Origin of the sequence: Bacillus sp. HMSC036E02 (assembly GCF_001836235.1) — a bacterium.
Classification (GTDB): domain Bacteria; phylum Bacillota; class Bacilli; order Bacillales; family Bacillaceae_G; genus Bacillus_A; species Bacillus_A cereus.
The window spans coordinates 16,288-27,832 of sequence record NZ_KV827868.1; the positions used below are offsets into that span (position 1 = coordinate 16,288).

An 11,545-nucleotide genomic window follows, 5' to 3' on the forward strand; every position below is an offset into this window, starting at 1 on the left:
ACCTGAACCTGCATTAATCGGTAAAAAGAGTACTCCTGCTCCAATTGCTGTTCCAAAAAGGCTCAATGCCCAGGTAGTATCCTGTTTATGCCACTTTTTAGGGTCTAAATATTTCTCGTTTTTTACTGCAGTGTTATCAGCTTGAAATTCTATGTTTTTTGCAGTATTCCCATCCATATAATAATTCCTCCTTGTGTCCTATTCTTAATTCTCTTTTTAAGATATAGGAATATAGACCGTTCTTGAAAAATGAATAGCTTATATAGTGCCCCACAACGAATATCCCCCTTCTAGGTTAATAAAAATCAAAAAATTAGCGAAGCATCAACCTGAAGGGTTTGTTACCACTTATAAAATATTTTAATTATATAGTAGTATATTTTATTGATAACTCCCCCAATATACAGACATCCTTAGGCGAACAATAGAGTAAAGATTGTTAAAAACTTCACAATATATTCGATAACTTATTGATTTGATTGGTTCTCCCCAAAGATTTTATTTTTAATGGCAATTCCTGTAGGTGTAGCTGCAATACCACCTAAACCTGTCTCTCTTAATTCGCGAGGCATCTGTCTTCCAACTCTATACATGGCTTCAATCACTTCGTCAGCATTGATGAGATTGTTTACGCCAGCTAATGCGATGTCCGCTGCTGCTAAAGCATTTGCCGTTCCAATGGCGTTTCTCTTTACACAAGGAATTTCTACCAAACCAGCGACCGGATCACAAACTAAACCGAGTAAATTTTGTAATGCAATCGAAAAAGCTTCAGAAGATTGCTGTGGCGTTCCACCCGCAGCTTCTACCGCAGCTGCAGCCGCCATCGCTGAGGCACTTCCTACTTCAGCTTGACATCCTCCATACGCTCCTGAAATACAAGCGTTGTTTGCGACTATCGTTCCAAATAACGCTGAAGTGAATAGAAAATGAATCATATCTTCATGACTTAACTGCAACGTATCTTTAATACTAAATAGGACTCCCGGAATCGTCCCACTCGCACCTGCTGTTGGAGTTGCACAAATAGCTCCTAATGCAGCATTTACTTCATTAACACCGATAGCACTTTGAATCCCTAACACCATCAAATCTCCAGAAAGAGTTTTCCTATTTTCTCGATAGTTTTTAATTTTTACAGCATCCCCTCCGGTCAAACCTGTTGGAGAAAATACACCGTCGCCCTCGATACTTTTATTTATTGCATGTTGCATAGTCGCTAAATTTCGTTCCATTTTACTCCATACTTCTTCATAAGAAGTTTTAGTTTGTTTGATTTCCTGTTCGATTGCTAATTCATAAATTTGCTTTTGGCTTTTATTAGCTGCATCCACAATTTCTTTTATGGCCATATACATATTTTTCACTCCTTAATGTGACTAAAGAATAATAAGATTAGCTATATTGCTTAAATCTCCTAATTCCTTCTGAGCATTACCTGGCAATATCGAATCCAAAGCGAATGCATATAAATATTTTGTTTTATCTTCCAAACTATGAAAGTTGTTAATTTCCACATCATATTGTTTAAAGATCCTGCGTAAAACAAATTCAAAGTCAGCTCTTTCTGAAATCGCAATAACAACTGGCAATGGCCCCTGCAGATTTAAGCTAAATCCATCAATTTCAACATTTTTGACTTCAATCAACCCACCACCGACCGAAATACCCATTACTCTAATACTTCGACTTTCATCCTCTGCATATACATCTGCCGTATTTGGATGACCAGCAGGACTATTACCCAATTGTTCAATAAAGGTAATGTCAATTCCCTTAGACTCTGCTATTTTAATAGCATCTGGCACTTTGCTGTCATCAGCAGCTAAGCCTAATATACCAGCAATAATTGCAAAATCAGTTCCGTGACCTTTATGGGTTTCAGCAAATGATTCATAATACTTTACCACAACTTTTTTGGGAAGACCTTGAAATAATTTATTAGCAACTGTTCCAATAGCCAAAGCACCTGCAGTATGTGAACTTGAAGGGCCTATCATTATGGGCCCAATCACATCAAAACAACTTTTGTATTTAACAATCTTTTTTTCTTTAATAGATGCTACATTCATGTTCATATAAGCACCCCCATAATTTATTATTTTTAGCTGTAGTTGAATCTAAGTTATTAGAATGATCGATTCAAAACAAGTTTTGTTTGATAACGCTTTCTTTATTGAGTTGAATAAACTTCCCTTCTAATCCGCTATCCTCCGTATAGTAATCATATCAGTATGTCCAATTTTAAAAAATTACTGGCAAGTTCTTTAGAATTTTTAATCCAAAACGAGGTTTGATATTTTCTCTAGAGGTAATAAATTGTGTCTCGACGCCCTCATTATAACTTGTATATTTATAAGTTTAATCTTTTTTTATTTTTAGAAAGATTGAATAGACAGAATTTTGAATAGGTAATAAATTACACTTAGTATGTAGCAATTGTGTCCTTTGTTTGAAGCTGTATTAGTTAGTAAAAAGGCAAAAATAACACAGAGTTCCTTTCATAAACACATTGATTATATTGAAAAATCATTATAAAGATACTTATATTGTCTTTTGTTTGAACATCTTATTTTGAAAGGGAAACCTGTTGCAATAAATAATTCATTCATATGAAAAGGAATACATTAATAAAATTTAAAAACGCTTTAGTATATTAATTATATATTTTGTATAAATATTAATTATCAAAAAAAACTAACTTCTTATTAGGATCTTAACATAAAGGATACATTCCAAATAACAATGGAGATTCTGCTTTATCAATTTCTTTATACGTTATATTTCCCTCTTTACCTGCAACAGCAACTTGTACTTTTTCATTTGTTTTCACATCTTCTGCACCTATTGCACCACCCGCCAATAATCCTGTACTTAACAGACTATCGTGAACGAAAGTTAGAGAGTTATGGAACAAAATATAATGTGTATGTACATACATTTCTTTTAAAAGAAGTTTTGTAGTATGCAACTGAATTAAAAAAATATAGATTTTTATGACTCTTTTTAGGGGATATAGCAAAGTGAGATCTTTTATATGCACATTGCTATACCGAACTAGATTTCAGCATAGTATTTTTTTTACAACTCATTGATTTTTACCAAACACGTATAAAAATCAACAATATGAAAATAAACGACTGGCTAAAATTTTACTTTCAATAAAATAAAAAAGAACCTGCAAATTTGCAGATTCTCCTGATAATGATTTATATGAGTAAGACTCGAAAATATAATACAATGATTCAAAAATAAGTTCAAGTAAATTCAAAGAACCGGCTAGAGTTCGAGTTCTTTCAGAAGTGATGATGTTTTCTAGGCTTCGCAAAGTGAGAAAATACAAGAATATAATACATCGAGATTTAGAGAATTTCAATACTTAAATTAGAGGTTATTTTAATGTGATGTAACATCAGCATTTTGAAGGAATAGCAATGAATACCTTATACATCCCCAGTCTACATAACGTTTTATTATCAGTAGAAAGAAAAAGGAAAATCCCTACTTCCACAATAAATCCGCCTTGCTACTCTATTCATTTTTTGATACATTCCTATCCACCGTTTTAAGGTTCTCTTTTGTACTGTGTTAGCCAAAAAATTGTATAAATCATAATTCGTTTTTCTTCCACCTGTTTCACCCTTTCTACACCCTAGTTTTACAAAATAAGAAGTCATCAAAACTTATATTTATTACTTTCTGTTATCTCCTCTCTCTTGTTCTATGCATAGTCTATCTAAATTTTTATTAGCTACTAAAAAAAGAATTTACAGGACGATTAAAAAAAGCCAAGTGCATTGCACTCGGCTTTATGGTCGATTAAACAATTTTACTTCAGACGTATTAAACTGATGTAGATAGTCTTTAGTAGAAGTATAACCTGAATTCATGAGTGTTTTCTTTTCTTCTTCTGTGATATCAAAATTAAACGCCGACGTAAAGAATGTATTAATAAATACAGTGCGGGCAGCATCTTCTTTGGTGGTTTTTCCGCTCTCATGACCTTTGATCATGGTTTGAGACAAATTCCATGCAAAATGAATAAGAGAATGGCCAATATGATGTTCTGTTGAGGTTGCGATATGTTTTAACATGGCAACCTCCGCCTGAGATTCTAAACGGAAACCAAGTGTTTCTTTGTTGTAGACAATTTCATCTGTAGGATCAAAGAAAGATGCATTGTATTTCGTGTGTAAGCTTCTTAATGTAAAATGATCCTCTATATTGCTTATCAGTTTATTAACCTCGTCAATCGTATCTGTGGTCGTGAAGTGTTCTTCTTTATTCACAAAACTTTTTCGATCAAATAAACGAATTGGGTAGTTATCGAGTACACCTCCGTCTACATAATAATCTTTATCCCATTCCACAGATTTAAAAAAGAATGGGATGGACATCGAAATCCGCACAGCAACTACTAATGGGACATCAGGTGTCGTTTCGCGTGAAAACGTACGAAGCTGGTGTGTAGAAATGTTCGTTCCTTGGAAAAACACGTCTTTTCCTGTTTTGTCATACAACTGCTGAAAAGTTGTGTCCTTACTCCCTGTCCACTTTTCAACAATCTTTCCTACCCACTCAGTGAAGAAATCCCCTTTATAGATACCAAAACCATCAAAAAATAAACGAATGTTATCTTGTACAATCGAAAAATCATCATCTTTAAACGCTTTGAAATTCATGTCTTTGTGGATTTTTACAAGATCTGCGAATGGAATGGAAAGACCTAAAAGTAATGCAGTAATCGCTCCTGCTGAAGTCCCTCCAAATCGTTGTATTTCTGGTAAAATCCCTTCTTCATTTAGTGCACGGATGGCACCTATATAAGCGCTTCCCTTTACCCCGCCACCTTCAAATACTAAGTTACGAAATGGATATGCCATTATATACCTCCAATAAAGAAATTTTCGATCTGTTATAGTATCGGAAGTATATTGAAATATATTCCAAATGGTATTAAGAAAGTTTCATGTCCTCCGATACGTATGGCCGAATTATCTTTATTCAATGGATGAATTGTTTGAAAGAGAAGAAATTTGCTTGGAATGGTAATTTAGTAGGATAGGAAACAGGAAACGGAGCGCATCTTTTGATGCACTGAATAATATCCCCTTTTGAAATCGTATATAACGTAACTTCTTTTCCGATGTCCAAGTAAAATCACGAGTAAGAAATCAAGGAATAATCTACATTTCATAAATCCCTCACTCTCTTTAACATACAATTCAGTGAAATAATTTGTTTCAAATACGTAGAAATATGGTTTAACCAGCAATCAATGATCAGGTCTTCTTACCCTAAGTAAACCTAAATCTATTTGTCTCCATACAGAAAGGAATAAATAGTTTTGTTCCTATTCATGAAATAGTACAATATATGCAAAATTACATATCTAATTAATTGCTTTTAATGTTATATTTTAATAGCGATGAATGCTATTATTTCATAAGTTGTCAACAAGCGTTATGTATGTATGAGAAAAGGGAAGGAGCCAAATAGGCCCCTTCCTTTTTCTACTAATTAACTAAATTACTCTCTGGTAAAAATTTAAATAGTAATGCTCATTTACAGGCGTCTGATTATGCATTAAACATGCTAACTTTGCTTGCTGTCGGAAAAATTAAAAACGATAGCATTAAGCTATTAAGAGACAAAAATTCATCAACACGAAGACAGATTTGTCTTGGCTAGATAAATTTGGTGATAAATACAGGAAATAAATCTTACGATTCAATGATTCTTTTTCCTGCCCTCTCCCCTTGCCACTTCTGTTTCATGACTTGTAAATAGAGATCTTCAAACTCGTTAAAATGGATGCGAAAAACATCTAATGTATCGATATAAGCAGAAATCACATCTTTTTCATTAAAATGGATACCTTCCTGTGCTAAGTCATAGCTATCATTAAGGCTGTATAAATCAAAATATTCTTCTTCCCAATACAGGCCTCTATTTACTAGTAATCGAGTAGAGCAAGTAATCGCTTGTTTAATATTCCATTTCTGAGCTACTAACTTTTCATTTAAGACTGAAAGAAGGATGTTTACCAAGGGTTTTTCATCAACTATGCGGCTATATGACAGTAAAGCCGATTCTATATATATCAGCTTTGCTTTAGACATTAAAGATATCTCCATAATTTCATATGGCGGGTGATCACTTGCTTCAATCAACCTATCGCACCATGAAATAACCTCCTCTCTATTCCAAAGTCCGCAGCCTAGTCCTAATGCATACAAGTGGGCTAAAGTTTGATAAGATTTCAATATGTTTCACCTTCAATTTAACTGTATAGTGGTATTGCATTCATTTTGGAAATAATCACGCTTAGTAATAAATATAATAAGCTGCCCAAACGGACAGCTTATTTGCATTAAAAACACTATACATGAACTTTTGCTTTTTTTCGACGCACAAGCCACCAAACTAAAGATAGCAGTACTAGGGGAAACGGAAATACCTGAATAAAGAAAAATACTTCCCAAAAATCGTGCATCGTACTACCAGAAGAATCTGTTGCCATCCCGCCAATAAAAAAAGACAATGGAATGACAAGTATATTTATACCTAAACTAATCATTAGGAATGATAGATTCTTCTTCCAGATTACTGGTAATGCAGCCACGATTAATAAAACCAATGCAGTACCCAGTATAAGAAACAGTGCTCCAAATAAAAATACAAAGTATAGAATAGCATTGATTAAAGGTTCCACAATAGCCCTCCTAAGGATTCATTCTATAGAAACACTCATGTTATTTAGAAAGTCAGAATGCTATACCTCTTAGTTGTCTTTCAATTTCTTCATCGCGATAGTCTTCATTTATCTGCTTAGAATACTTAATCTACTTGCTTATATTCTGGACTGCGTTAGGACATATGTTTCTATTGTACAACCAGCTAGCAAGAAACCCACACTTATCCCTGCTAATACGGTACCTTTAAAGGCTCTGTTCATATTCATTTGCCCCTTTTATCTTTTCGTATTTTTTCTCCATCCATAGACAGTCCATTATGAACGTTTTCATTATAAGTATTGTCTGCTGTTACTGTTTTACTTTCCTTACTATCTGTTTCGGCACTGATTCTTCTCGTTTACCGTTTCAGTATTACGCTTCAATTCGCATTATCATCACATAAAAAGGACATACCTATTCATATATACCCCTTTATTATTTTATATTGAAATAAATAATGGTTCAAAGTTATTTTGTGAAAATCATACAAAAATTAATAATTCATCGATTACCCAACAATAGATAATATGGATAAAGAAAAAATACTAGAGAATATCACATTGTAGTAGTCTCTAGTATCTTTTCATAGTATTTTAGCGGCTATGCAATACGGAGGGATAAAAAAGGACCTCTTACGGAAAGATAAGAGGTCATCAAGAAGATAAAAATGTTGTATTTGAAACACGCGAGTTTCTAATTCACATCATAACACAATATATCCATATATTCAATATATACATTTAAGATAAGGAATATTACATCATTAAAGATTACGGTGAACCAGGAGATAGTGCTGAAAATGAACCTACTTTGCGCAACATTTTCCCGAAAAAGCATGCGGATGTCGCACCTGCTAAGACATTTTGAATAATCTTTGCAGCTGCTACATCAACGGGTAATTTACTGTATTTCTAATCTAGAGAATCAATTGTCCAATCCCATACTTTTAAAACTAGTGCAATAGATCTTTTTAATTACATACTTAATTTATTTTTTAATGTCCAATATTTTTCTCCATTAGCTTCAAAAGAGAATTCTACCCATCCATTTGGATCTTCACGATAAATAAAGATGGTTGTTCCAGGAGTTACTGTACCAACTTTATTTTCCTCGACAGCTACATCTGGTCTACTTTTAATTTTCAAATTAAATGGATAAGGTACCTGGTAGTAAGTAGCTGATGATACAACATTTGTGCTTGAACCGTCTGCATACATTTTATACGGAATTTCATTTGATAACGCTTCGACATCTAATGTTTCAGGATTCTTTGATAATTTTTTTTCATATGTATAGTCTTCTACACGAAACGGTTTAATACGTTCCATAATGCCTGCAATTTTCTTAGCCCAGCCTTTATCTGATGCATATTTCACATTCATGCCAGTTAATGTTGGCCCGTTATAATACATACCATTTTCTTCTAAATATCTTTCTCGTACATAATTAGCATTATAAGCAATGCTATCGCCGTAGCTTGGTAAATATTTCGCATATTTAAACGGCTCTCCATCATATGCACGTAGACCGAATAAATTATGTTTTTGATATGCGATTTCTGATTTTCCGTATCCAGATTCTAAAATCGCATGCGCCGCTAAATAATGAGCACTCACGCCATATTGATTTTGCGCATTGATAAAATCTTGTCCATGTCCAACTAAGGGACTATCTGAATGATATTTTGCAATAAAACTATCAATCTCTTGAGCTGTAATTTTCGAAGCCACTGTTAAATTTAAATCTTCATATGAGGTAGCAGTAATAACCTCTTTTTCATCGTTTAAATTTTGTTGTAACATATCTGTTTTTGCAGTAAGTTGAGCAGCTTCAGCACGTGTTATAAATCTATTTGGTTGCCAACCGTTCTCGGTACCATTAGAAATTTTTAAATCTATTAAAATATTGGCATGTTTTTCTCCCCAATGCCCTTTTAAATCTTCAAATCTAACCTGCTCGTTATGATTTGCTGTGCTTTGTAGTTTATATGCATTTACTAGCATGGTAGCCATAGCAGCACGAGTTACTTTTCCGGATGGATTAAAGATTCCATTACCTTCACCTTTAACAATACCAGCTTTTTCAGCAGCAGCAATATAAGGAGTAGCCCAGTGATTTTGTGAATCTGTAAAAGATGGTTTTGCATTAGGATCAATTTGTATACCTAAAACTTTTGTCATAATTTTTGTAGCCGAAGCTCTGTCTAAGGAGTCATTTGAACCAAAAGTTCCATCTGGATAACCATTTAATACCTGTTTATCAACTAAATAGTTAACGGATTTATCAGCCCATGTAGGAACATCTGGGAATTTATGAGTATCTGCTAAAATATTAGAAGAATAGGATAATATAGCTCCTGCAAGGATACCTGTTGCAATTAATTTGTGCTTCATTAAAATAAACACCTCTACCATTGTATTTATCAAATTGAAATTTTCTATTTTTATATTTACATGTTTGTAATAATAATAAAATCGTATTATCACGCATTCAATTTGATGTAACGAGTATAGTTACTTATATACACAAGTGTCAATGAATTTCTTTTACAAAAATGCATAATTTTTACATTATTTTGTAATTGAATTATGTATAAATTTTGTAAAGGACCTTTTGATAGATTTTACCTGAATAAATCTCTTTAGTTGTTAATTTGCCAATCTTTCTTGTTTACTATTAATCAATTAAAAAAAGAATTTTTTTTGTTTAAGAGCTACTTTAAAATCTTAAGTTGATGGATGTGTGAACGTACCGCTACTAAAATTCTTGCTTTTAAATCATTATTACTGTATTATATTTACGTATCAATATAAGGATTATATTATATAAAAAGGAATCAAATCTATAAGTAAGATTTAAATCCTTTTCGAAATCAAAAAGACTTTGTCAAAATCTAATATAATTTATGCTTGTCTTTTTAATATGTATCTAGTAAAAACATATTTTTTATCCATAGAATTCTGTTTTCAATGATAGGAATTAGTGTTCTAAACAAGAAACCGTACAAAGTGATCTGAAAAACCTGAGAGATATTGTATGTAGTTTGCTCATCTCCAGGTACTACAATAAAAGAGCCTTACCTTTCTAGGCAAGACTCTACTAGTTTAGTTGTATACTATTTACATGATAACTAAGAAACAGAAAACATATAACACCAAATAACAGCACCCTATTACTCCTCCTACAGCTAATACCTGTTTAACCCAACTCTTAAATTTTTGATTACTGTAAATCGCTTGCACTCTTTCCATATTTCCTCCTATTAAGCAGAACCCTTAAAGACTCTCACCTCGCTATAGTACCATTAAAAAATGAATAATAGAGATCTAATGTATAAATATGCAATATTGCATACGAAAATATATTGTTATAATTGTAAGCGCTTACTATAATAAGGTTATAAAGATTTATTACATCTTAATACGAAAAAGAGGAGAGAATAATATGGAAATCGCAATGGCAGTTTTAAAATTTATAGGTGGAGCAATCCCATTAATTCAAGAACTACTAAAAGCATTTATGTAAATTCACTATTTAGCAATTATTTATAAAAAATTATCATACAAATGATCTGTATATAAAAAATGAATTGGTTTACAGATCATTTGCGTGATCAAGGTCCCTTTAACATGACTAAGGGGACTTTTTAAAATTTTTAAATAATTAAGGTTACGTCACATCACGATCAAGTTAGCAAAATAAAATGAAACTTTAACTTGATGGTGATGGGGTAACAGTTGTGATTTAGAGATAAGATCAGATTATACAAAGTTTTGCACGTCAGCGATACTGAAAATAAACTTCGCCTTTAGTAGCAAGAATCCCCAATAAAGATAGTCAACTTGCCTATTTAGGAATAAGAGTGTCAATTTAAATGATGCATTCTGAAACACTACTCTTCTTCTAAAATAGCGTAATAATATTCATCCCACCATTCATTCCCATGTGGTATACACTTCCTGAAATAGCCTTCTCTTCTCATTCCAATCTTCTCCATTACTCGATATGATGGGGTATTTTGTGGCTGACATGTAGCTATAATCCTATGTAATTTCATTTCCTTAAAGCCATATTTCAATGTAGCTTGTGCTGCTTCAGAAGCATATCCTTTATTGAAATATTTAGGATTGAACACCCAACCAATCTCATATGTATGCTCACCAAAATATTTATGAAAAACTATATGACCAATCAGGATATCCCTATCTATTAATACTACAGGAAAGTTCTTAGCATTTTCACCAATGTTTTCATTCACAAAGTTTCTTGTATTTTCTTCAGTAAAAACCCCTTCAGGTATGTATTTCATAACATTGATATCTGATGTATACTCATGAACAGCTTGCCAATCTTTGAACTCAAATCTCCGTATTAATAACCTTTCTGTTTTTATAAACATTTACTTTTCCCCCTCAAAAAATTACAACTATATTTGAAATTCACATTTAACCCTTAAAACAAAAAAACTTGTAGGAATCTCTACAAGTTCTTTTTAGTTTAAGGCGAATATAAGGACCAAACAAACTATCTTACAAATTGACCGTAGAAACTTCAAGGGTAATGCTTTGACAAATATATTATATAACAAATATTAACATCTACAGAATTTATTTTTGAAAATTATGTGAATTAATAAATAAAATAGTTTTTTCTTAGATATTATTGTTAATAACTGGGTATCATTATATTTCATTCTGCAACTTATTTAGAAGAGCTATGTACATTTCGAAGAAGTTCTTCAATAAGTTTTGTTTTTTCATTTACCTTTGTGGCATATTTGAAATCACCATAACAATATGGATACCTAA

At 32.5% G+C, this 11,545-nt stretch carries 9 protein-coding genes and 3 pseudogenes; 2 read left to right on the forward strand and 10 right to left on the reverse strand.

Translation table 11 applies throughout. The features are described 5' to 3' along the window. The 7 genes and pseudogenes from HMPREF2590_RS29565 to HMPREF2590_RS30135 form a co-directional block, all read right to left on the reverse strand. A pseudogene (locus tag HMPREF2590_RS29565) lies at nt 1-177 on the reverse strand (septum formation initiator); the annotation flags it as partial. A 290-nt stretch (nt 178-467) separates the two neighbouring features. Beyond that, nucleotides 468-1,358 carry an L-serine ammonia-lyase, iron-sulfur-dependent, subunit alpha gene (gene sdaAA / locus HMPREF2590_RS24020; RefSeq protein WP_000281778.1) on the reverse strand — a complete coding sequence of 297 codons (891 nt, stop codon included), beginning with the start codon at nt 1,356-1,358 and terminating at the stop codon, nt 468-470. Nucleotides 1,359-1,379: 21 nt separating this feature from the next. After that, a complete protein-coding gene (locus HMPREF2590_RS24025; RefSeq protein WP_001056999.1) occupies nt 1,380-2,078 on the reverse strand; it encodes a serine dehydratase beta chain in 699 nt (232 codons plus the stop codon). 638 nt (nt 2,079-2,716) lie between these two features. Next, nucleotides 2,717-2,971 carry a hypothetical protein gene (locus tag HMPREF2590_RS24030; protein WP_000557537.1) on the reverse strand — a complete coding sequence of 85 codons (255 nt, stop codon included), beginning with the start codon at nt 2,969-2,971 and terminating at the stop codon, nt 2,717-2,719. An 838-nt stretch (nt 2,972-3,809) separates the two neighbouring features. Next, nucleotides 3,810-4,883, reverse strand: coding sequence for a patatin-like phospholipase family protein (locus HMPREF2590_RS24040; RefSeq protein WP_000331129.1), 1,074 nt, complete (start codon nt 4,881-4,883; stop codon nt 3,810-3,812). Nucleotides 4,884-5,723: 840 nt separating this feature from the next. Beyond that, nucleotides 5,724-6,266 (reverse strand): hypothetical protein, encoded by a 543-nt coding sequence (locus tag HMPREF2590_RS24045; RefSeq protein ID WP_000844539.1) that lies wholly within the window; start codon nt 6,264-6,266, stop codon nt 5,724-5,726. 116 nt (nt 6,267-6,382) lie between these two features. After that, nucleotides 6,383-6,715: a hypothetical protein gene (locus HMPREF2590_RS30135; protein ID WP_000433526.1), complete on the reverse strand. Its 333-nt coding sequence runs from the start codon at nt 6,713-6,715 to the stop codon at nt 6,383-6,385. A 778-nt stretch (nt 6,716-7,493) separates the two neighbouring features. On the opposite strand from HMPREF2590_RS30135, the pseudogene HMPREF2590_RS31295 reads away from it, so the two are divergent. Next, nucleotides 7,494-7,586 (forward strand): annotated as a pseudogene (locus HMPREF2590_RS31295) (peptidase M56); the annotation flags it as partial. Here HMPREF2590_RS31295 and HMPREF2590_RS29585 read toward each other — a convergent pair. Both HMPREF2590_RS29585 and HMPREF2590_RS24055 read right to left on the reverse strand, forming a co-directional pair. Continuing rightward, nucleotides 7,574-7,687: pseudogene (locus tag HMPREF2590_RS29585) on the reverse strand (polysaccharide deacetylase); the annotation flags it as partial. The pseudogenes HMPREF2590_RS31295 and HMPREF2590_RS29585 sit on opposite strands and share 13 nt — an antisense overlap. Nucleotides 7,688-7,711: 24 nt before the next feature. Beyond that, complete coding sequence (locus tag HMPREF2590_RS24055; protein WP_000680983.1) at nt 7,712-9,130, reverse strand: S-layer homology domain-containing protein; 1,419 nt, start codon at nt 9,128-9,130, stop codon at nt 7,712-7,714. Between the two features lie 946 nt (nt 9,131-10,076). Here HMPREF2590_RS24055 and HMPREF2590_RS24060 point away from each other — a divergent pair. Continuing rightward, the gene (locus HMPREF2590_RS24060) at nt 10,077-10,262 is read left to right on the forward strand and encodes a hypothetical protein (RefSeq protein ID WP_002005090.1); all 186 of its coding nucleotides are present in this window, start codon (nt 10,077-10,079) and stop codon (nt 10,260-10,262) included. Between the two features lie 367 nt (nt 10,263-10,629). Here HMPREF2590_RS24060 and HMPREF2590_RS24065 read toward each other — a convergent pair whose 3' ends face one another. Then, nucleotides 10,630-11,136, reverse strand: coding sequence for a GNAT family N-acetyltransferase (locus tag HMPREF2590_RS24065; protein WP_000470155.1), 507 nt, complete (start codon nt 11,134-11,136; stop codon nt 10,630-10,632). Nucleotides 11,137-11,545: the final 409 nt, after the last annotated feature.